The sequence below is a fragment of the Acidipila rosea genome, assembly GCF_004339725.1.
Lineage (GTDB): Bacteria > Acidobacteriota > Terriglobia > Terriglobales > Acidobacteriaceae > Acidipila > Acidipila rosea.
The window spans coordinates 1-23,201 of the sequence record NZ_SMGK01000007.1; the positions used below are offsets into that span (position 1 = coordinate 1).

Annotated in this window: 15 protein-coding genes, 1 tRNA gene and 1 pseudogene; 4 read left to right on the plus strand and 13 right to left on the minus strand. The window is 51.9% G+C overall.

Features of this window, described 5'->3' with window-relative positions; genetic code table 11:
• Nucleotides 1-195: 195 nt before the first annotated feature.
• The 8 genes and pseudogenes from C7378_RS16215 to C7378_RS16245 form a co-directional block, all read right to left on the minus strand.
• Nucleotides 196-1,968: a hypothetical protein gene (locus tag C7378_RS16215; protein WP_243648314.1), complete on the minus strand. Its 1,773-nt coding sequence runs from the start codon at nt 1,966-1,968 to the stop codon at nt 196-198.
• A 315-nt stretch (nt 1,969-2,283) separates the two neighbouring features.
• Nucleotides 2,284-2,556: pseudogene (locus C7378_RS18235) on the minus strand (glycosyl hydrolase family 28-related protein); the annotation flags it as partial.
• 121 nt (nt 2,557-2,677) lie between these two features.
• Nucleotides 2,678-2,752, minus strand: a tRNA-Gly gene (locus C7378_RS16220).
• A 23-nt stretch (nt 2,753-2,775) separates the two neighbouring features.
• Nucleotides 2,776-3,834 carry an acyltransferase family protein gene (locus tag C7378_RS16225; protein WP_131999075.1) on the minus strand — a complete coding sequence of 353 codons (1,059 nt, stop codon included), beginning with the start codon at nt 3,832-3,834 and terminating at the stop codon, nt 2,776-2,778.
• 24 nt (nt 3,835-3,858) lie between these two features.
• On the minus strand, nt 3,859-5,190 hold the full coding sequence (locus C7378_RS16230; protein ID WP_131999077.1) for a hypothetical protein: 1,332 nt from the start codon (nt 5,188-5,190) through the stop codon (nt 3,859-3,861).
• A complete protein-coding gene (locus tag C7378_RS16235; protein WP_165876857.1) occupies nt 5,184-6,371 on the minus strand; it encodes a glycosyltransferase family 4 protein in 1,188 nt (395 codons plus the stop codon). The genes C7378_RS16230 and C7378_RS16235 overlap by 7 nt, the downstream gene beginning before the upstream one ends.
• 34 nt (nt 6,372-6,405) lie before the next feature.
• A complete protein-coding gene (locus tag C7378_RS16240) occupies nt 6,406-7,248 on the minus strand; it encodes a glycosyltransferase family 2 protein (protein WP_131999081.1) in 843 nt (280 codons plus the stop codon).
• Between the two features lie 119 nt (nt 7,249-7,367).
• A complete protein-coding gene (locus C7378_RS16245; protein ID WP_131999083.1) occupies nt 7,368-8,162 on the minus strand; it encodes a WecB/TagA/CpsF family glycosyltransferase in 795 nt (264 codons plus the stop codon).
• Nucleotides 8,163-8,490: 328 nt separating this feature from the next.
• Here C7378_RS16245 and gmd point away from each other — a divergent pair, with 328 nt between their 5' ends.
• Together gmd and C7378_RS16255 are read left to right on the plus strand one after the other, a co-directional pair.
• Nucleotides 8,491-9,576: a GDP-mannose 4,6-dehydratase gene (gmd, locus tag C7378_RS16250; RefSeq protein WP_131999085.1), complete on the plus strand. Its 1,086-nt coding sequence runs from the start codon at nt 8,491-8,493 to the stop codon at nt 9,574-9,576.
• Between the two features lie 40 nt (nt 9,577-9,616).
• Nucleotides 9,617-10,591, plus strand: coding sequence for a GDP-L-fucose synthase family protein (locus C7378_RS16255; protein WP_131999087.1), 975 nt, complete (start codon nt 9,617-9,619; stop codon nt 10,589-10,591).
• Between the two features lie 5 nt (nt 10,592-10,596).
• Here C7378_RS16255 and C7378_RS16260 read toward each other — a convergent pair whose 3' ends face one another.
• From C7378_RS16260 to C7378_RS16280, 5 genes are all read right to left on the minus strand, one after another.
• Nucleotides 10,597-13,299, minus strand: coding sequence for an IPT/TIG domain-containing protein (locus tag C7378_RS16260; RefSeq protein ID WP_165876858.1), 2,703 nt, complete (start codon nt 13,297-13,299; stop codon nt 10,597-10,599).
• Between the two features lie 383 nt (nt 13,300-13,682).
• Nucleotides 13,683-14,648 (minus strand): polysaccharide biosynthesis/export family protein, encoded by a 966-nt coding sequence (locus tag C7378_RS16265; protein WP_165876859.1) that lies wholly within the window; start codon nt 14,646-14,648, stop codon nt 13,683-13,685.
• A complete protein-coding gene (locus tag C7378_RS16270; RefSeq protein WP_131999093.1) occupies nt 14,641-16,959 on the minus strand; it encodes a GumC family protein in 2,319 nt (772 codons plus the stop codon). The genes C7378_RS16265 and C7378_RS16270 overlap by 8 nt, the downstream gene beginning before the upstream one ends.
• 330 nt (nt 16,960-17,289) lie before the next feature.
• Nucleotides 17,290-18,339 carry a glycosyltransferase gene (locus C7378_RS16275; RefSeq protein WP_279388606.1) on the minus strand — a complete coding sequence of 350 codons (1,050 nt, stop codon included), beginning with the start codon at nt 18,337-18,339 and terminating at the stop codon, nt 17,290-17,292.
• A 44-nt stretch (nt 18,340-18,383) separates the two neighbouring features.
• Entirely contained in the window at nt 18,384-19,592 is a 1,209-nt protein-coding gene (locus C7378_RS16280; protein WP_165876860.1) for a glycosyltransferase family 4 protein, read from the minus strand.
• Nucleotides 19,593-19,783: 191 nt separating this feature from the next.
• On the opposite strand from C7378_RS16280, the gene C7378_RS16285 reads away from it, so the two are divergent.
• Both C7378_RS16285 and C7378_RS16290 read left to right on the plus strand, forming a co-directional pair.
• Nucleotides 19,784-20,920 (plus strand): glycoside hydrolase family 27 protein, encoded by a 1,137-nt coding sequence (locus tag C7378_RS16285; protein ID WP_243648315.1) that lies wholly within the window; start codon nt 19,784-19,786, stop codon nt 20,918-20,920.
• A 103-nt stretch (nt 20,921-21,023) separates the two neighbouring features.
• Complete coding sequence (locus tag C7378_RS16290; protein WP_131999101.1) at nt 21,024-23,195, plus strand: glycoside hydrolase family 3 C-terminal domain-containing protein; 2,172 nt, start codon at nt 21,024-21,026, stop codon at nt 23,193-23,195.
• Nucleotides 23,196-23,201: the final 6 nt, after the last annotated feature.

A 23,201-nucleotide genomic window follows, 5' to 3' on the forward strand; every position in this document is an offset into this window, starting at 1 on the left:
AATCTGCATAGCGATGATCCTCCTTGTTAGAAGCTGCCTTCACGATCCTCCTGCTCAGGCAGGGGAATCAAGCGGCGGACCATCTCATTAGTCGGTACTCGACTACCTGATGCCCATAGATTTTCGAAGGGAAAGGAGTGTGGCCTCTCTACCTTCACTGACGTGCATGAATCCCCGACAGATATTCCTGCGCTATTAGAGTGGCAGGCAGGTAATGTTGTATGCCTTCGAAGTGGCGGCCGGATAATTTTGTTTTTGACCCATCACGGCACTCCTCGGTCCACTTTTTAGAGAGGAATCCAAACGCACAGAACAATCTTCTGATTTTTCTTGAGTGAGTAGTGATGATGCGGATGTGGTGTCACCATAGACCTTCATATCTGAAAAAGCCGTTTTGCGAATAAGTCCGATGGTGGGCGGCATAACTCTAATGTGTTGGGTAGCTCCTGAATCCGAATTATTCTTCAGGTGTATAGTCTGGTTTGATAGACCATTATGTTCGTAGCCTCCCATGATGACAAACATCGCGTTAGGAAGCGAAGAGGATTGTCGGGCGGTAGCGCCTAGGATTTCTACTCGATTATGATCGAAAGTGAAGTTAACATAGGCACAAGTACTAGGACCTCCTTCTCCACTTCCGATGCCGAATGCGGCGATACCATCGCTACTGCCTGCTGTATATCTGAAAGTTGCTTCATTGTCGTAAACATGGACATCACTGATGGAGCATCCGTCAGGATTTACAAACTTCTGCTGGAAGCCAGAGAAGGATATAAAGTTAAAAGTGTTTCCTGACGAGAATAGGTGCGCGTCCACTTTAAGATTATGGATAGTTATATTGGAAAATGTGTTTGGCGTAGCTCTTGCGCCGGGGGAGAATCCAACACATCCTCCGGTGACGTTATAAATATCTAAATTTGATCCTGCAACTTCAATGAAACCACATGGAACATCTTTGGGGAAATTGCCAACTATTCTGCTATCGTGAATATTCATGCCATCTGCAAAGGCGGAGATAAGGCCTCCTCCTTGTGAATTCCTCCATATCATAGTGTTATGAGCAAACTCAACTCCATTGATGATACTTCGCGTAGGACTCCCTGAGTCAGCGGGATTATAGACGCCGAACATAAAAGGCTGGAGAAGCGAGTCATAGTTTGCATAACTTGGAGGCACTCCAGCATCTGTGGAGTCGAAGGGGGCGAATGTGGAGTTAACGAAATTGATGTTGCCTTTACCTAACACACAATTACTGACACCCCCGGTACTCAAGGCGTCGGCCATTCCCGCGGGATTCATCCTGGAATCGAGGTTCCAGCCGATTCCTGCGAATTTAGCACTATTAACATGGAGATTTTCCGGACAGTTCGCATTAATAACGGTTGTTCCTATATCGGTAAAGTTGTCATAGGAGAAAGACACATTTGCGCTATAACCAGCATCGATTGCAACGTTCGAATAATTGGTGAAGTCAACGTCAACTACATCGATATTTGACGCACTCGTGCTGATCGAGGGTCCCCTGAGCGCTAACAAGTAATTACCATAACTTGTCCCTTTACAGGATCTATAGCTGCAATCGCCCGTGATGGTTAGGTCTCGTATTTCGGTGTTATGAGCCCCTTTGTTGAAATCGGGGTTCGGTGCTCCGGACGAGAGATGCGACCTTGTGTCATAGGCCTGAATGGCGTTAGTGGGAATGAAAAATGTTCCCCCGGTACCTGATGAGGCGGTGGGTCGCACGCTGGAGCCTACTGTAAAAGTGAGTGCTGATCGCTGTGCTTGGACGGGAAAAGTAGGGTGGATACAGTTCTTGCAGGATCCCAATCGCAATACTGCTGAAGGCACTGCCAAGGCAGGGTAGCCAGCTGCATATGTTCCACCTGTAGAAGCATAACTGATGTCGGTAGGTGGCACCGTGTAGGAGCCGGGATCGGTGATTTTGAAGTGTAGGCCGCGATAAGACACAGTTGCGGAACAGGTAGCCTTCTTTGAATACTTCCCCCCATTGACACTGCAACTCCAGGTTCCTTGATATCCCGAACCTGGCCTTTCACTTGAAATGTATACTCCCACTGGAATACCGGCAGCACCATAAAAATCTGTACTAGAGGGGAAGAGCCCGTAGATAGTGGTTAGCGGACATGTCATCCCGATCGGAGGACAGTAAAATGTTTTGAGAGTACCGAGAACTGGCTTTGTCGTTGTGATCGTCAAAATGTAGGGCGGGATTGAGCCCTCATAGGACCACTTAGCGATCGGAAAAGATATTCCGTTCGAACTTTTAAGGATAGTACTTCGTCGCCCTTGGCCTTTAACTATTTTATGGCTAGGGAGAAAGAGAGGGCTAGTGCTGCCAATTAAATAAGTTCCCTTCGGGATAAAAACGATGCTTCCGGGAGCATCCAAAATGCGCTGAATAGCAGCAGTGGAGTCTCGAGTACCTGTTGGGTCGAGATTTTGGCCTACTACAGCCGGTCCCAGTTGCAAAGCTAAAAAGTAAACGATAAGAACCGCTAAATTACCTTTCGATCGCCGTGCTCTGTATGGAAACATAGTTGACACATTTTCTACCTGCCGATCTCATACGCCAAGGTTGGCTGCTGTATGAAGAGAGGTGATCGACCAACTCAACTTCCCTCATCAAGGCTAAATCGCGAGTTCACTTAGATGACCTTGGAGCGGGAGACGGGGATTGAACCCGCAACCAACGGCTTGGGAAGCCGCTACTCTACCATTGAGCTACTCCCGCTCTTCAAAACAATTATATACAAATCAGGATGAAGCCAATGAAGTGGTCGTATCAAGCTCTTTTTCTATCTTTACTTGGCGCGCTTTCTGATGGCCCCATCGCATGATGGGCTCCTCATAGAGGCGGTACGATACCCACGCAAGTAGGAGAGACCCCGCGAGAGTTAATGGGGAAAGCACACGATTGTGATGGAAATGTATTGCGGTTCCGAAGCGATCTACAAGGGTAATTACCAGCGGATGATAAAGATACAATCCGTAACTGATGAGACCAACAAAAGCTAGTAAGGGGTTGGAAAGAATTGCAGTCGCTGCTGAGTCGCGCTTTGTGGCTGCAAATACGAGAAATAAACCAATCAGTGATATCAAGCTGTAACCGATGGAATTAAATACGACAGTGTTGGCCACCCGATCAAAGGCAGGAAAAAAGCAAAGCGATATGAAACTGCCTGTAGTCAGCAAGAGTGCTGGCATGGACCATGGCTGATATCGTTTGGTCCATACGGCGTCCTCCATAAGGACCGCCAGGAGACTTCCCATTACCAATCCATCAAGCCTAAAAGGAGTGAGGAAAAATATAAACCAGAATGAGTGCGTGTAGGGCGTCACGACAGCACGTAGCAGTGGCTCTGCAAAGATGATGGCGACGGAAAGGTATATTAGACGTCGGCGACTCAGGAGTCGTACAGCTATAGGCCAGAAGAAGTAAAAGTGCTCTTCGACGGCCAGAGACCAGAGCACACCTAAGGATGCGAATTGGCCACGGGCTAAGTACTCACCGATGTTAGCCCCGAAGAAAATATACAAGACTCCATAGTGTCGCCAAGGCAGATGATACAGAAGTGCGGCGCCAAGGAATGCTATTACCAGCGGCGGAAGGATTCGAGTTGCACGCTTGATATAGAACGGCTTCCAATAAGAAGCCGAATGGCGCTCTTTTCGCAGGATGCCTGTAATAAGAAATCCCGATAGGACAAAAAATAAATCTACCCCGATCCAGCCCCAACGAAATCCAAGGACATGGGTAGCTAAGACTAGCCCGATGGCTAGTGCACGGATTCCGTCAAGGCTTTTTATTCTCATGTAGGAAAACCGAATAGATCAAAATCAGTTAGTGCTGCAAAGACTATTTACAGGCGACGCTTGGATGGTGAACTGTTTGTCTGACAAGGTAGGGCTATAGGCAAGTATTGAACCTATTAGCGCCATCTGATAATAGTCCGGGCCATAGGTGACGCAATAACCGAATATCAAGAGCATGAGTGCGACCATGATCCGTCCCGGATTCTCTTGGCCTCGATTGTTGCTGTAGTTTAGCTTAAGTGACTGCCAGAATGTTCCCAAAAGAAGGACGATCACGAGAACTACCCCAGCTGCACCGAGCCTTGCCAGGGTGTCTACCAAATAATCATGGGATGACATATCCACTGTTGTTCCATTGCTCATGACGCGTGGATTTGCCACTCCAAACGGAATGCCAAATATGTGAGAGATTGCGTCGGAGTTCTGCCAATTGGAGATGGTCCCCTGCCAGCTGTTGATGCGCCAGAGCATGGTGCCGTCGCTGGTGGCGGATAGGGTGAGAGCCTCCCGGAGCGCCGGTGCGATATTGGTAGTTAAGATAATTAAGAGTCCGACGCCGGTGGCTGCAACAATAACTATTGAATAGCGTCGAAAGTTTTTATCTTTGAGTCCAAGCCAGAAGATCGGGGCCATCAATCCCACCCACAGAGTGCGGTGTTGCAGAAGCACAACTGAGACGATGAGCACCAAAGGAGTTATTTGGGACCAGCGCGTTTGGGGGCGACGACTAAGATAAAAGCTTTCGATCAAAAAAGATTCAGCGACGGCAAGCGCGCAGATCGATGGTACAACCCGAAGGCCTCCTCCCGCGGACTCGTCCCCAGGAACTGCAAACATGGCAGAATTTGCGAGGCCAGTGCCAATCATCCCCCATCGGCAAATGGCAATAACCATTATCCCGAATGTCATCCAACGGAGTGAGATGAGAATTTCGTTCCACTCTTCTTCGCCAATCACAAAACTCAGGACATAGAGCAGAACTGCAAATGTGTAAAACCAACCACGTGCTTCCTGTCCTGCTGGCTTGACCCCGACCTCCAAGGCGCCTCGCAGGGACTCTACGAACGTTAAAATCATGCCAGATACAGCTAGGAAGCGTTTCCACTCAAGGAACTTAAAGTTAACTAGATACCGGACGGTTGCGGCAAGGAAAAGTACCGTGCAAACGAGATCTTCAGGGTAAATATTGATGCCGAGTTGTAAGCCCTGGGATCCGGAAAGAGCGGTGGTAGTTAGAAACGTCACAACGAGGGCGCCTAACCCTACTTTGAGTGAGCCCGCGGCCGCGCCTACGGCGTAGTACATAACCCAGGCCACCCCAAGGCCTACGGCGGCCATAATCAGCATGTTCAGCATGGATGGGTCTCCTTCTCGTCGAGTCTCATCGTGGGAACGGGGGCGTAGGCATAAGGTAAGCTGGTCGGAAGGCCTTTCTTAAGGCTCAGCGTAATCATCTCACCGACTTCATTACAGGTTTTCAGGCGGCGGAGTTCCGGCGGCGCAAGGTGGCCATCGATGGCATCGATCAATGCGGCGTCGAAGCTCTTTTTATCGAGCGGGTCGAATTGAGCTTCTGGTGGAACCAGTTCAGGGGCGCAGCCCGCGTATTTAGAACACAGAACCGGAAGCTCACATAGCATCGCTTCGTTAACTACCAGACCCCATACATCCTCAAGGGTAGGGAAGATCATGAAGTCTGCCGCGTAATAGAGGTTACGAAGTTCGAGCGGCTTCAGCGCGCCCCGGAATTGAATATGCTTGAGGCCAAGCTCAGACGCGTAACCTTCGAGGAGCTTATGGTCCACCCCGCTGCCGGCGAAGACCAGCGTAAAATCGCGGCCTGTCTGCTGTACACGGGCGGCGCTCTCCAGCAGGTGCTTAAGCCCTTTGCGAGCGATGAGTTGACCTACGATCAAGGCGGCAGGCCTGGCGGGGAAGGATTCTGGTGACGAACGCTTGTCCTGATAGAGTGTGTCGTCGACGCAGTTCTGTATCTGCAGGATGTTCTGTCTTTTCACGCCAATGGATTCGAGGTATTCGGTGGAGGTTGCGCCGTAGCTGATCCAGCGCTTTGCTCTGCCTGCTATGAAGGTGCGGAGTTGGCGTTTGAGGTTTGAGACGTCTTTTTCGGAGTGCATGGTGCCACCCCACCATATCCATACAGGGACACGCGCTATTGCGCCGTAGGTCATGGCAAGCAGTGTCCGGACGCCCATTTCGTTAGCGATAACTACATCAGGACGGAAGCGCCCGAGATCCCAAATGGCCCCCAGGTTGAAGTGGATGAATTGCTGGTCCTGCACTCCACCGGTCTTGATCTTCTTCTTCGCGTTGAGTTTGAAGCTCCAGGTTTTCTTGATGCGCAGGTGAGGGTTGCGTGAAGAAGCTTCCTCCCAGGCGCGGTTACTCTCTGCCCCACCATGAAGTACAAGTACATCAAAACTGCGCGCGAGATATTCATATACCGGCAAACGGTAAGGTGCGACCACGTTGACCATGATGGCTAGCCTTCGTCGTGGTTCGTGCGCTTGGCTCATGCCTAGAAGATCCTCTTCCGTAATATTGTTGAGTCTATTGAGGCTTAGACTGTGGTGCGATCGCCGTACGAAGGTAGGGCCATAGCCAGTATATAAACCAGAACGGACCAGCATGAGCACTGGTGAATGCCCGCCATTCCTGTAGGGGAAGGCCCTTTCTCTGCTGCATCGCCTTCAGGCGGGTGCTGAGAGTCAGCTCAGTGCTTCGCCATTTCGGTTGGCCAGGATTGCGAGCACAGGTGCCAACGGTTCCTGGTGCAACCACTACTTCAAATCCACAGCGGCGGGCACGAAGTCCGTAATCCATATCACCCATTGCATGGGAATAAGCGCTACTCATTGGCCCTGTGCGGTTATAAATTTCCCTGGGAATCAAAACGCAATTACCGTTCATGGTATCGCAGGAAACGGCGGCTTTACTCTCCGGCACCAGACGGAAGCTGACTGGCTGGGTCCAACCTGCGCGATTTACACCTCCGTAGGTCAAATCTCCCGAGATTGGATCACGGGTTGCGCCCACGACAATAGCTTGATCTTGGAGCTGATCAACAATCGCAAGGAGTCGCGAGATCGCATCCGGATCGAGATGCGTATCGTCGTTTAGCCAGAGATAGTAGTCGGGGTCAGTCCGGGCCGCTTCTGCCATAGCAGCTCGCATGCCCCCGTTCCAAAAGAGTTGACCAGTGCCGCGGATCAAATGAACTTCGGGAAATTCAGCTCGTACTGCATCCTCTGTTCCATCTGTGCTTCCGTCGTCGGTCAGGAAGATAGAGATGGATATCGAATGCAGATTGCTTTGGACCACCAGAGCGTGTAGAGCTGTGAGTGTTTTCTCCCGTCGATTAAAGCAGGTTAGAACCGCAGCTATATTTTTCATGTTCTGGCTGCACCTGGACTGAGACTGCGATCAATGCCTTCCTTTGGAACACTTAGAGAACATATTGACCAATAATCTGGCAGCAAAGGGATTTGCAATGACATTCGAGCACTCCGCATCTATTTGCAATCCTCAGCGGGTGCGGTAACAGTCGCTAGTTTCCTGCCTGAAAACAGGTGCCACAAACTGCACAAAACAAACTCGGTATTTGTGCTGATATAGCGGCCAGCCAGGCGGCGAGGTTCACAGGCCATGCGGTAAGCCCATTCCAGTCCCGCGCGGCGAAGCATGGCGGGAGCGCGGCGCTGTGTACCAGCCGCAAGGTTGAACGCCTGACCCACTCCAAGGAGCGCCCTTGCGTTAATAAGATCTTGATGTTCAGCGATCCAGATTTCCTGTTTTGGGCATCCAAGCCCAACCCAAACATAATCAGGTTCAGTGGCATTGATCGTGGAACAGAGTTGCTCATCTTCTTCCGTGCTGAGTTGGCGAAACGGTGGACTCATGAATCCCGCAATCTGAAGACCATGGAAGCGTTCCTGAAGGCGAACTGCTGCCTGCTCTGCGACGCCAGGAGCGCCACCTAGAAAATAGTGGCGTCTGCCAAGAGGAACGCCAGCCTTGCAGAGTTCAATCATGAAATCAGGCCCGGGTATCCGCGATGCATTTCCTGCTCCTGCTGTGGAAGCACACCACACTAAGGGAGCCCCATCCGTAAAGACGCGGTTAAAACCCGAAATGCAGTTTCGGAATTTCGCCTCCCGGTTGTGCAGCATTGCCATATGTACGTTCGCGAAGGCAACGGTGAGAGGGCGCACGCCTGCCGGTGTATGCAAAAGATCGTTTACGGCTGCAGCCATCTTTGTGACGTCTACTACAAAACCTAATGTCCGGATGCGCTTGGATGTATCCATGGATGCAGTTCTCACAAGGGTTCTGCAGTTTGGATGCAAGTGTATTTGCCCACGCTAGCTAGTGGACGCAATGGAAGACTCACAAGGAACTCTGACTGTATCTGAACTCTTCCGGACACAGTCAGCATGCTATGCTGAATTTGACATTTCAAGGCAGATATCCAATTAAATCTCATAAAAGGTTGTGATATTAATTTGCCAGTTCCCCTAGTAGCCACATTGCATGTAGATTTATAGAAAAATCCTCTCCGACTTACGATGGACTCTAGTTTTCATTTGTTCGGGGCTTTTTACGATTTTAACACATACCCTTGCAGGAGCATATTGCTTGAAGAAAGCACTCATTACTGGAATTACGGGGCAGGACGGAGCCTACCTTGCAGAGTTTCTTCTGTCGAAGGGCTATGAGGTGCATGGCATCAAGCGCCGCACTTCACTTTTTAACACTCACCGGATCGAACACCTGTACGAGGATCCGCACGAGGAAAATCGGCGCCTCTTTTTGCATTACGGAGATCTGACTGATTCTTCGAGCCTCATCCATGTAGTGGAAAAGACGCAGCCGGATGAGATCTACAACCTCGCTGCTCAGAGCCATGTCAAAGTATCCTTCGAGGAGCCAGAGTACACCGCTAATTCAGATGCTCTTGGACCACTACGTTTACTTGAGGCAATGCGCATCTTGGGACTTACAGAGAAAACGCGCTTCTATCAGGCATCAACTTCCGAACTGTATGGGCTGGTGCAGGAGATTCCGCAGACAGAACGTACTCCGTTTTATCCGCGTTCGCCCTATGGCGTGGCAAAGCTCTACGCTTACTGGATTACGGTCAACTACCGCGAATCCTATGGCATGTATGCCTGCAACGGTATTCTTTTTAATCACGAATCTCCGAATCGCGGCGAAACATTTGTGACGAGAAAGATTACTCGTGCGCTTGCTCGAATCAAGGTGGGATTGCAGTCGCGTCTGTACCTTGGCAATCTGGATGCGAAGCGTGACTGGGGCCATGCGCGTGACTATGTGGAAATGCAATGGTTGATGCTGCAACAGAAGGAGGCTCGCGACTACGTAATTGCGACAGGAGAGCAATACAGTGTGCGCGATTTCGTCACTATCGCTGCCGAGCACCTCGACATTCACGTTCGCTGGGAGGGTCACGGTATTGATGAAAAGGGGTATGACCAGAATGGCAATCTTCTCGTTTCAATCGATCCGCGATACTTCCGTCCTGCAGAAGTAGAAACGTTGCTGGGTGATCCATCGAAGGCGCGTGAGGAATTGGGCTGGACGCCGCGCATAACCTTCCGTGAACTTGTAGAAGAGATGGTCTCGGAAGATCTCAAATCCGCGGAGCGGGATGCCCTTGTGAAGCAACATGGCTACCAGACTTTCAGCTTCCACGAACTGTAAACTTTCAGACGCAAATATAGAAGCGAGGACGATTTCCAAGATGGACAGACAAAGCCGCATCTATGTGGCCGGCCACAGAGGTCTTGTAGGTTCGGCGATAGTGCGTAGTTTGAGGCAGCAGGGCTATGACAACCTGCTGCTTCAGACTCACGGTCAACTTGATCTTACCGACGCAGGTAGGGTAGATCGCTTCTTCGCGGAGCATGGCCCAGATTATGTATTTCTCGCGGCTGCCAAAGTTGGGGGCATCCTCGCCAACAATACCTATCCCGCGGATTTCATTCGGGAAAACCTTGCCATCCAGTCGAACGTAATCGAGAGCAGCCGTAAGGCAGGCGTGAAGAGGCTGCTCTTTCTTGGATCAAGCTGCATCTATCCAAAACTTTGCCCTCAGCCGATCAAGGAAGAATATCTCCTCACTGGGCCGCTTGAGCCAACAAATCGGCCGTATGCCTTGGCGAAGATAGCTGGCATCGAGATGTGTTGGGCCTATAACCGGCAGTATGGGACAAATTATGTTGCGGCTATGCCGACCAATCTCTACGGGCCTGGCGACAACTATGATCTCAAGAATTCCCATGTGTTGCCCGCTCTGATACGGAAAGTAGTCGAGGCGAAAGCGGCTGGAAGTAATGAATTGATTGTCTGGGGCAGTGGAACGCCGCGGCGGGAATTGCTCTACAGCGACGACATGGCAGAGGCATGTGTCTTTCTGATGAATCTCGATGATCAGAAATATGGATTGCTGCTGAAGGAAGACGAACCACCTCTTATTAATGTGGGTACCAATCAGGATGTGACAATTCGGGAGCTGGCAGAGACGGTGTGTGAAGTACTTGAGTTTGATGGGAAGCTCATTTTTGACTCAAGTAAACCTGACGGTACACCGCGCAAGCTGATGGACTCCAGCCGCATTAATGCATTGGGCTGGAAAGCTGCAACAGATCTGAGGACTGGCATACGCTTGACCTTTGAAACGGCAAAGCAGCAACTTCTCGGACATGCAACGGTGTGATCGCATTACGATTGAGGTACTACTAGAACGCCCTTATGATTGGCGGGCAACTGAAGTTGCGGCTCACCTCCCGCTGATGCATTTATTTGATTGTTACGAATCAATAGATTGCTGATTTGGCCGTTGCCTGTCGTGAGTATGCTGATGAGCGGCGTGGTGTTGTTCTCGATGATCACGTCGCTTAGGTTGGCAGAGGATGCTTGGCCTCGTATGAACCCTTTTATGCCATCGGCAAAGACGTTATCGCGGATGATCTGCTGTGACGCGGCGAACCCGCTATAAGCAGGTGAAGACTGCAATGCAGAACTCAGGAATTCTCCACTGTTGTTAGCTATGTGATTGCCAATAGCTTGGATGTGCCAGCCCGGGATGATCCCTGTACCTACTTTGCCATTTTTGAATCCGAGGAAATTTTGCCCAGTCGCTGATTCCATGATGTTATTTGCATGAATGACGTCATGCGACATGTAGTAATCCTGGTCGGTCGGATCCATGCCGAAATCATTATTCACGAATAGAGCTCTTCCTTCAAAAGCACAAATGCTGACGATTGAACTTGCATCTGGCGGTACATCCCAAGGCGCATTGACCATAACATCTGGACTGCCCGGAGTGTTGGAGGTCACGATCCGGTATTGACCCGTACCTCTCCCACTTACAACCATGACAACTCCGCCGGTCCAGAAAGCCGAAGGTGTCTTGGCTGAAGCTGCGCCATTGATGATGGGCAAAGTTGGTCCCGCAAGATGAAGGCTTGTTCCGGAGACTGAAGCTACTTGACCGAAGTAGACAACCGAGTCTCCGTCAGAAGTAATGCCGTAAAAACCCGGCTCTCCAGGGCTAAATGACTGCTCGCTGGTACTCGTATTATTTGCGTAATAAAGATCGCGGACATATGGGGAGGAGTAGGCCGCAAACCAAAAACCTGGATTTGGATTGTTCCCGTATCCATTGATCATCGCATTTCCGCGAAGTGTGTAGCGATTATTCGAAATGATCATGTCCTGCGAAACGCTGCCCATGCTGATAGTTCCGTAGCGCCAGAAGAGATTGCAGTTTTCTATACGGACGTGGAAGACACTATTTTGTTCGATGATTCCAGATGGTGCGTCGATGTCGGCATTAGTAATCTCTACATTCTGTATCTGACGCAAAATGATGCCCGTTGCCGATCCATGACCGGAGTCTGTATTTGCGAGCAGAATCTTCACATTGCGTGCAAAGACATGCGAACTGGATTCCGTCGTTGGCATGTATGCCATAAAAATGCCACTGCCAGAAGTCTTTTCAGGCGCCGCTATCGTTAGATTCTCGACGGAAAATAGTCCCAATCCCCAACTGTTGAGTTTAGCTCCAGAGATCAATGGTTCACCTCCGGAGAAATTGAGGACAGTCTCAGCCTTTCCGGCCCCGGTAAGTAAGGTATGGTTTGGCAGTAAAAGACTCGCCCTCAGGTGATAGCTGCCACCCGGTATCTGAATGATCCCCCCATGATTTACTTTTGCCCACGCGTTCGCTACGGCAAAGCTATCGTCGTCTGGGCTACCATCCGGATGGGGAGGCGCAACTCGGTATACTACCTGGGGCCAAACAGATGGATGCATGATACTTATTGTCGAAATGGGCTGAGGTATGACATTAGTGAAGTCTGGCGCAGCACCTGGGCCAAAGGAGGAAAATCTCGTCCAGGCGGCAGGCCCTCCTGCGCCGTTATGAACATACAACTGATAGTCGCCTGCTGGCATGTCTGGAGGTATAGCGTAGGATTCAGCGTAGCTGGCCGTCGCTGCATTCTGGGCGAAGCCGGGGTCTGCATTTATTGTTTCGACCACTACGCCATTGCTTACTAACGCAATCTGCGGGAGTTGATTACTTCCCAGAATCGAGAGCGAGTTGCCGAATATACGTAGCCAACCGCTAGGTGATGCCGTACGCCCCTGGTCCCCTTGAATGAACCAGACGTCAGGGCGGTTAACCAGGTAAGTTGCGCTCGTAATACTTCCACCGTGAGTCTTTAGCCGATAGGCAAAGACCCCATTTTCGTCCGTAGCGGGAATTACAAACTTAATCGAGGAAGCGCTGACTTGCAGTGGGCTGACTGAAGTCCAGTCAGAAGGCTCAGGAGGTATGGATAATGTGGGGTCACCCGGATTGTCGTCTGGCAAGCGAGCAACTTCAACAGTTGCATCAGGTGAGATATTGGCCCCACTTACCAGTACTGTTTCATTTGGCTTAACCGGCTGAGAAGCCCAGAATGCCAGCGCAGCATTCCCTTGAACGTTAAATACTTCGTTCGATGTCGCAATGCCTTCAGGTGTTGTGACTGTAATGGACCCGGTAGTGCCTTCGGCTGGTATCTGCGCCAGAATCTGACCATCGTTGACAACCGAGAAGGCAAGTTGGACTCGATTTAAGGCGACGACCTTAGCCTTGTTAAATCCAGTTCCCGTAATTTCTACAACTGTTCCGCCAGGGCCGCTAGTGGGAGCGACTGCAGTGATTGCAGGCGGGGGCGGATTCACCTTGAGCGACGTTTTAGTTGTGCTCTGACCTTGGGTTGCGTAGACAGAAATTGGCCCTGTGGTCGCATGTTTACTAATGATGAAACTAAGTCGTGTGGGACCACTGAGAGTGAAATCCACTGGAATGCCATTGACTGTAACGCCGTCGACATATTGAAGATTCAGGCCAGTAAGATGAACCACCATTCCCGGCGATGCGCTTGCTGGGCTGAAGGTGCTTATATAGGGTGCCCCACTCGAGGCTATGCCACTCGTCTTGAACTGTCGGGGGCCGCCGCAAGCCAACAGGCTCATAAAGGGAATCGTTAAAGCAAAGTATGTAGACAGTCCAGGTATGGACAGGCTAGCTAGCTTGGAAACTATGTGAACGCAAAAGCCTGGAAGTATGTCTGAGTTGCGCGGCATCTCGGCTTGCCACGGCTCCCAGATGGAGTATCGTGGGCCTCCACCGTACGCGTGGGGCAAAAGAGGTGCCGGACGAAGCAGAGATGAGTTAGAGCTTGCTAAGACGGGGTTGTGTAGGGGGAAACGGCCGTCCAAGGACGGCCGCTGGTGAAACCGGAGTCATTTTACTGATAGATGTAGAGAAGGGGCGCTACAGTATTAATTGCTATGATGCGTATTGCCTGTGTTGTCTGTTTCCAAGCGCTGTTCGGGACATACACGATATCGTTAGGCTGAAGTATGATGTCCTGCTGTTTCCCCTGAGTTACCTTGTTTGAATCTACTTTGATTACGGTGATTGTGCCATCCGGCATCTTTCGAATAACTCTGGTCTTGTTTTCGGCCGCTGTATCCCTGTAGCCGGAAGCCAGTGAGCAGAGACGAAGGGCCGTCATGCTCCCGCCATCGAGTGATGCATATCCGCCAGGATGGCTTAGTTGTCCGAGAGCGTAATAGATGAAGGCCTTTCGCACAATTACGGTATCTCCAGGATAAACCTTGAACGAAGACAATTGTGTGCGGTCGTCGGCAAGATCCAGTCCCAAGCGCAATGTCTTTTCCTTGCCGAGTGGAGTGCGAATAGTAGCAATATCACCACCGTCTTGTGACAAACCTCCAGCCATACCGATTAGTTGCGGCAAAGTTACAGCGTGAGTAAGGGGAACAGGGCCAGGCGTTTTAACTCCACCGAGTATTGTCACGAGCTGGGACTGCGATTCCTGCAGATAAACAAGTACCTGAGGGTCATAAAGTATTTCTTTTGCCAACAGGGCCTTCCGTATTGTCAGTTGAACATCTGCAACCGTCATATTGCCGATGTGGACAATTCCCAGCAGTGGAAGGCTTGCATCTCCGCCCTCACTTAAGCGTGTGGAGATGTTGTAGCTGGGCAGGTTAAGCACTGAGATGGTAACCAGATCACCAGGGTGCACAATGGCATCGGGAGCAGACTGCATGGTTGCCATAGTCGCTGCCCCGGTTTGAGCTGAGGAGCTTCCTGATCCACCCGCTTGAGAAGGAGCCTGCATCTGCGCCACAGAAGTGCAGGTATAGAGAGCTGCAAAGCTGAGTAGTAAGTATAGTTTACGCATCTGCATCCGTTTTGACGTAATAGTTGTCGTAGGAAGAATAGCCGTAATATTCGTGATATTCCTCGCGTCCCTGTGCAATGTCGTTAACCACAACTCCCAGAAATCGGGCATGATTATTAGAAAATGTAGTGGCCGCCCGTGAAAGAGCCTGACGAGTGGTTTTAGAAAAGCGCACTACAAGAAGGGATGCATCTGCGAGGTGGGCAACGATAGCAGCATCGCTGACAGCAAGCAATGGCGGCGTATCGAGCACCACATAATCATATTTCTCCCGCCACTCGTCCATTAGCTCGCGCATACGCATCGAGGCGAGCAACTCGGGTGCATTCAAGGATGCCTGTCCGGCCGTTAGCACTGAGAGGCCAGGCAGCTCTTCCGAGATAGGTTGCACCAGCGTGTTTGTGTCTGCACCCAATAAGGCACTTGCTAGCCCTCCGTTATTAGGCAGGTCAAGATAGCGTTCAAGCGAAGGCCTGCGCAGATCGGTTTCGGCTAATAGGACCCGCGCTCCGCGCTTCGCCAGGGTAATGGCGAAGTTGATTGAGACCACGCTCTTACCTTCGCCGGGAAGTGAGCTTGTAATCATAATGACCTTTGGAGGATGGTCGACAGAGGAAAGTAATATCGCTGTGCGCAATGTTGTAAACGCTTCAGCCTGGATAGAGCCCGGGACCTTTAGAGAGATGCTGGCGGGCTGAACGATCTCATTCTTATGGTCACGGTTGCGCACATTATCGAGGTTAGGAACGACCGCAAGAATCTTCGCACCTACGATGTGCTCGGCCTCATCGATTGTGCGAAGCGTCCGGTCAAGATGTTCCAGAGTAAATGCCGTAAATATGCCGAAAAACATTCCAGCAAAGACTCCGAGAGCCATATTAATCTTAGGATTCGGCACGACCGGCGTTACAGGCGGCCGCGCAGGATCTATGACGCTGACATTGGTTGAGCGGAGACCTGCAAGGACGCCGGCTTCACGAAGCTTTGAGTCCAGATCGGTGTAGAGGGTGTTGCTGGCCTCAGCATCACGCTTGGCAAATCCATATTGCAGAACAATGTCGTTAAGCGCAGTCACCTGCTTGCGCTGCGCTTCAAATGCATTGCGTATTTGGTTTTCCGTCCGCTGGGATGTTGCATACTCGGCTTGGAGCCGCTGCATTACTTGCTGCGACTGCTCCGCGATTAACTTGTCTGATTCCGCGAGCTCACGTTGCAACTCCTGTACGTGCGGATAGCCCCGCCCGTAGGTTGCCGCTGCCTGCGCGATTTGCAATTGAAGTCCAGCCTTGTGGCCTTCGAGTTGCTGCAGGATACTACCCTCGCCGCTATTGATGGAGCCCTGATGAGCCTGAGCGGCACCATCACTGCTAGACGAGGTAGTAGCTGCCTGCTGGCTTCCTTGGCCGCCACTTTCAGCTTCCATGCCAGACGAGGCTGGCGTACCGGTGGAAGCTGCTAACCCAGCATCCATTTGGTCGGCTACAGTAATATTGCCCCGTCTCGCCGTCTCCAGAATAGCCTGATGCGCGATGCGATTGGATTGAGCGAGTAACAGTTCGTTATTGAGCTGTTCGAGACGGGCGAGTTCGATATTGCCGCGGTCTGTTTCACTGAAGAAGCCGGCCTTGTGCTGCAGTTTGGCAAGTGTCTGATCCGAGTCATTGATTTGATCTTTAAGTCCCTGGATCTGCTGACCAAGCCACTGAGACGCCTGCTGAGTTGCTTCATATTTGCGTTCAAAGTTGTTGGATATGAATTCCTGAACTGATGTATTGACGATCTCAGTCGCGAGACGGCGATTCGGATCCATATAGCTGACATCAACAATGCGGGATCCAGCCAGAGGCTTGACTTTCAGTCGCGAGTGAAATGTTCCAAGCATGATGACTCGGAGCTGATCATCTGTTGCGGGATCAATCTTTGGATCGTAAAGCTTCCCAAGGAGATGAGGTGCGAGGTGCATTTTCTTGATGACGCGTAGGCCCAGCGTATCGCTGGTCAGAATCTGCAGCTGGGACTTCAGCGTGATGTTATAGTCCATCGAGTCGCCGCCCATCTGACTGCCAGCTTCATCGCCGAGATTAAGTGAGTCTGTGCTCTGCTTATCGATCATGATGCTGGAGATGGCCTGATATTGCTTAGGAGTACGCAGGGTGGTGATGGCTGCAGCCGCGATGAAGAGGCAGAGAGCCCCGATAATGATCCACTTGCGTCTGCGGATGACCCGTAGAAACGAGTTTAAGGAAAACTCACCCGAAGTCTGCGCCGCGCGGGAGGTGCCAATATTTCTAATCTTAGCTGTATCTTGCATATATCAGATGAATTTTCTCTCGTTGTGCGCGTGAGCAATCGCTAAGTCCGTCAGGCAGAATTTGAGTATCTTTGCTTGCACCTGAATCTCGTGACTAGACAATTCATTGCCGATTAATACGGTTAAATCCCTGTCTGAGGAAAGGAGTAGTGTGATAATTTGCCTTGCAGGCCCTAGTCTGATTTGGATGATTATGTACGTGTTAGATATCCCATGGTAACATGGCATCCGCTGAATATCGCAAACTTAAGTCATGCCATTCTTGCATAATATTCGTTTACGCGAGTTACCCTGCTATGGCAGACTAGGAGAATCTCAATCGCGGTAATTCTATGAAACTTTTGCATATAATTTAATAAAAGCCTGAAGACTATGCGGCATGCTAAATGACTCCTTGATGGCTGCAGCGTCTGAAATCGAAACATCCCGACGCTGTCGTTGAGGAATGTTTCGTATTTTGATGATTCCTTCGTAGATTTCTTTTGGACTTGTGCCAGTCCAGGAAATTCCTTGGCAGTATTGCCGAAAGTCTTGGAGGCCAGGAGCAGCTGACATAAGTGTAGTCGTCGCTGAGCCAAGGGCTTCAATGCCAGCTATTGGGATCCCCTCATAAAGCGATGGCATAAGAAAGCAGTCCGCCGCCCAAAGAAATTTTCGTACCTCGCTTTGCTGTCCAGAGAAGACCACCTTTTCCGTGAGCCTGTTTCGGCTGACAAATTCGCGCTCGGCTGATTCCTGTAAGCCGCGGCCGACGTGAAAGTAACGAAAGTTCAGATCGGATGGCAACATGGCCAATGCTGCAAGAATGCCCATGTGATTCTTGGCTGGGGCGCAATTTGAGACGCTGACCAGAACAAATTGATCGTCGATAACGCCGATTTCTTGTCTCGCCGCTAGCCTCTGCGCGTCAGATGGGGGGACGAAATGGGCAGAGTCGTACCAGTTGGGCACGTATACAGTTTCATTGCGGAAATGCTCACGCTCGTGCTGTTGGACAGACCTGCTCACCGACGTTGATACGACTCCCATACGAGCCATTAGCTTGCGCTGTAATGTTCTCCTGCGGCGCAAGCCGCCGGAGAATGGGAATGCATTATGAATCGTGCGAACGATGCGAGGAATTCCTGCGGCCTTGGCAGTCAGGGCAAAATAGGGAAAAGCGCGTTCTGCATGAATATGAACCGCGTCATAACCCTCACGTCTCAGAAATCCCGCCAGTTCAAAGAAAAATCCAGGAGATTTCCTGAAGGGAAGATGATGGACTCTCCACCCAGCTTGCTGTAACGTCGGCGCGTATTCTCCTGTTGTGATCCCCGTCGAGAGTATCTCAGCGGTCACCCCATACTTTGGCCATTCGCGAGCGCTAAGCATCAGCATCACTTCCGCGCCCGAGGGGCGCAGCTCATTCAGGATATGAAGAACCTTCAGCGGTGGCCTCCTCGCATCCGTTCATACGATCGTTCGTACCCGTCCGCAACTAAAGCCATGGTGAGGCGCTGTTTCGCGAGCTGAATCGCTTTGGTATTGTAGGCATGTCGCTGTTCTGGCGATTTAGCAAGGTCGGTCATATGCTTGGCCAACTCGTTGGGCTGTCGCATATCTGTGAGAATTCCAGCCTCGCCCTCGCCGAGCAGGTATTTCATTCCAGCCGTGTTCTTATCCGCAATTACGGGAAATCCCATGCACATTGCCTCGGCGACCGCCATGCAGAGCGCTTCTTCGAGGGCTGGATGTACAAAGACATCCACATCGTCCTCCAGTCGCTGAGCAAGCTGATCGTAGGGCACCATGCCGATGAATTCAACACCGCCCGTGAGTCCGTGCTCTTTTGCCCATTTATGACCGGGCTCGCCCACCGCGTGCCCAGCACCAAAGAGCAGAAGGCGTGTCTCTGGATTCTCGCGGTGCACCTTGGCGAAGGCCGTCAGTGCGGATGGGCCATTCTTGCGCCCGGCCCATCCTACAAGGACACATGCAAACGTTACGGGACGGTCGGGCCTGGTTTTTCCCAGCCGCCGTTGAGCGCGCTCAAAGAAGCTCTTTGGCATGCCATTGGGTACACTCTCGATTGAGCCGGAGAAGCCCATCTTCTGCCGCCAGTGATCCACTACCTCATCTGAAACGGCCGTCATAAACTTCGCCTTCTTCGCGACCCGGAGCGCCATCAGTGTCCGGAGCAGGCGGTAGGGATGCTTATCAAACTCCAGCACGCTGAAGGGCGCGTCGTGTGCTGTTACCAGAGTCGGCAATCCAGTCGCTAGAGCCCCTAGCGCAAATTCGTATGTCCAGTGAGCATGAACGAAGTCAGGCTGATCCTGCCTGATAAAGCTTTCGATGGCAGAGCGCTCGACTCTGAAGAAATCTACAGCTCGCCAGCCCGAGGGGCGATATGGTCCTACGTACATCTTTAATTGTGGGCCAGTGAGAACGACAGGCTTTGTGAGCTTAGCGTCGAGGGTGTAAACAGAGACCTGATGACCGCGGCTTAAGAACTCATTCACCAGATGAATGACTGGAGTACCACCCAGGCCTTTGGGCAGTGTGGCAGGGTCACTCCCCCTTAAATCAAAATGATCGAGGAAGGGGCGCACATCGCATGGGCCAGCGATTCCTATGCGTCCAAATTTGCTCACACTCCCCCTGTATCTACCTGAATGAAAGAAGCTCGTTGTGAAAGATGGCTTAGCCAAAGGCTACCATACCCGCTCGATACGCAGAAGTATTTCTTGGCGTAGAATTGCTCCTTTTGCAGATGTTTAACAGGGGGATAGAAGGAATGAACTTTGTGCAGAGGCTTCTCGGTTGGGCAGCTTTTTCGTGTTTGATGGTTACGCCATTTGCCGTCGCGCAGACGCAGTTGGCTGCGACGCCGCCTATGGGGTGGAACAGTTGGAATCATTTCGCGGGCAACGTGACGGACGCGGATGTTCGCGCTGCCGCCGACGCATTGGTATCCAGCGGGATGCGCGATGCCGGATATATTTACGTCAATATTGACGACACATGGGAAGGGCAGCGCGATGCTCAGGGCGTGATACAGACCAATAGCAAATTTCCTGACATGAAGGCGCTCGCGGACTATGTGCATTCAAAAGGGCTGAAACTTGGTATCTATTCATCGCCTGGACCGAAGACCTGCGCTGGTTATGCCGGGAGCTACGGCCATGAAGAGCAGGACGCGAAGACCTATGCTGGATGGGGGATCGACTATCTGAAATATGACCTCTGCAGCTTCGGAAAGATGATGAAGGACGAGGCAGGGGACGACCGCACCAAGGCCTTTGCAATGGAGAAGGCCGCCTACGACAAAATGCATAAGGCGCTTGTCTCCACTGGGCGTCCGATTGTCTTCAGCATGTGCCAGTATGGTTGGAATAACGTGTGGGAGTGGGGCCCGGAGGTGGGCGGCAATCTGTGGCGCACCACCGGCGATATCAACGACCACTACAGCCGGATGACCGAAATCGGCTTTTCTCAGGCAGGGTTGGCGAAGTATGCAGGGCCCGGTCACTGGAATGATCCCGATATGCTCGAAATCGGTAATGGCGGCATGACCGAAGATGAATATCGCACGCACATGACTCTCTGGTCGATATTGGCCGCACCGCTGCTCGCAGGCAATGATCTGAGCAAGATGACTGCTGAGACCAAGGAATTGCTGATGAACAAGAGCGTGGTCGCGGTCGATCAGGATCCACTCGGCAAGCAGGGGGATAGGGTATGGGCTGTGGGTCCGATGGAGCTCTGGTCGAAGCCTCTGTCAGGTGGCGCGAAGGCGGTGGCGCTCTTCAATCGTGCGAGCACTGCACGTGAAATGACGCTCAAACTTTCTGATGTCGGCGCCTCCGCCAGTGCGAAGTTGGAGGATCTGTGGGCAGGGAAAGTGGTGCAGTCTACCGATGGCAGCTACACGGTTCTGGTGCCCAAACATGGTGCAGTCCTTTTGAAGGTAAGTGAGTAAAAGATGCCTTGCTGCCGGCGACAGGATCAAGATCCTGTTGCCGGCTTTGCCAAATAATTCGATTTAGTGAATCATGGTCTGCGGGTCAGCCCCGGAGAATCTCATGAAGTCGAAGATCATCGCCATCTGCTGGACTGGAGTGCTCACTGCCATTCCGCTCTGCGCACAGTCGCAGTATCCCTTTCAGAACCCCTCTCTTCCAGCCGAGCAGCGCATCACTGATCTGATTTCACGGATGACAATCCAGGAAAAGATCGATTGCCTGGGGACGGACCCGAGTGTGCCGCGGCTCGGCGTAAAAGGAACGAGGCATGTTGAGGGACTACATGGCCTGGCGCTGGGTGGACCCGGACACTGGGAGGGCCGCAAGGGCGAGACCGTGATTCCGACGACCCAGTTCCCGCAATCGCGTGGGCTGGGGCAGACCTGGGATCCGGCGCTGCTGGAACAGGCAGCAGCTGTGGAAGGGTATGAAACGCGCTACGCCTACCAAAGTCCTAAGTACCACCGGGGCGGCCTGGTCGTGCGTGCGCCAAATGCGGATTTGAGCCGCGATCCGCGGTGGGGCCGCAGTGAAGAGAGCTACGGCGAAGACCCCTATCTGGTGGGAACACTTGCTGTTGGCTTCGTTAGAGGACTCCAGGGGGGCAGTCTGCATTACTGGCAGACCGCTTCGCTGATGAAGCACTTTCTCGCCAACAGCAATGAAGATGGACGCGACGGGTCGTCGTCCAATTTTGATACGAGGCTATTCCACGAGTATTACTCGGTCCCTTTTCGAATGGGTATCGAAGAAGGACTCTCGAATGCCTTCATGACTGCTTATAACGCCTGGAACCACATCCCAATGGCCGCGCAGCCTGTGCTGAAAGATGTGGTGATGAAGGACTGGGGATTCAATGGCATTATCTGTACCGATGCCGGCGCCCTGACAAACATGGTGACGGCGCACCACTACTACCCATCACTCGATAAGGCCGCAGCAGGCGCGCTACACGCAGGGGTCAACCAGTTTTTGGATAAGTACAAGCAGCCAGTGCAGCAGGCTTACGACGAGAAGCTGATTACAGACGCGGAGATCAACGAGAACCTGCGCGGTGTTTTCCGGGTGATGATCAAGCTGGGAATGCTGGACCCTGCGTCGATGAACCCTTATGCGAGCATTGGCAGCGACGCGAGCAAGGGCGATCCTTGGGACTGGGCTGACCACAAAGCACTGGCGCGGAAGGTCACAGATGAGTCAATCGTGTTGCTCAAGAATGATGGCAGCATGTTGCCGCTTGACGCTACGAGGCTAAGGTCGATCGCTGTCATTGGCCCGTATGCGGACAAGGTGCTGCTCGACTGGTACAGCGGCACGCCGCCATATTCGATCAGTCCTCTGGAAGGTATTCGTAAGCGCGCCGGGGCAGGCGTCGATGTGCAATTCGCCACGGGCTATGATCTGGATGCAGCAACGGCATTGGCGAAGAAATCCGATCTGGCGATTGTCGTTATCGGCAATCATCCGACCTGCAATGCAGGCTGGGCGAAGTGTCCGCTGCCGAGTGACGGGAAGGAAGCTATCGATCGCAAGTCGTTAACGCTCGAACAGGAAGAGATTGCGAAGCGTGTGTATGCCGTGAATCCTCATACGATCGTCGTGTTGAACGCGAGCTTTCCATTCACCGTGAACTGGACGGCCCAGAACATTCCCGCCATTGTAGAGATGACTCACAACAGCGAAGAGGAGGGCGATGGGCTGGCCGATGTGCTGTTCGGCGATTACAACCCAGCGGGCCGCCTGACGCAGACCTGGCCGGCATCGATGGATCAACTGCCGCCGATGATGGACTACAACATTCGACACGGGCGTACCTACATGTATTTCAAGGGCAAGCCCCTCTACCCATTTGGATATGGGTTGAGCTATACCTCCTTTGCCTATTCAAAGCTGAAGGTAAGCACATCGAAGCTGAAGGCAGGTGAGAGCGTCGTGGTCAGCGTGGAAGTGAAAAATACAGGCAAGCGACCCGGAGACGAAGTGGTGCAACTCTATGTGACTCATCTTGGCTCGCAGGTAGAGCGGCCGCTCGAAGAGTTGAAGGGCTTTGCGCGAGTCAGTATCCCTGCAGGCAAAAAGCGGATGGTAAAGATGCCACTGAAAGCCAGCAACCTTGCCTACTGGGACGATGCGACGCAGAAGTGGGTAGTAGAGGCAGATCAGGTGGCGATCAAGGTGGGTTCTGCCTCGGACAATATCAAACTGCAGAAAACGATAGAAGTTACAAAGTAGAGGAGC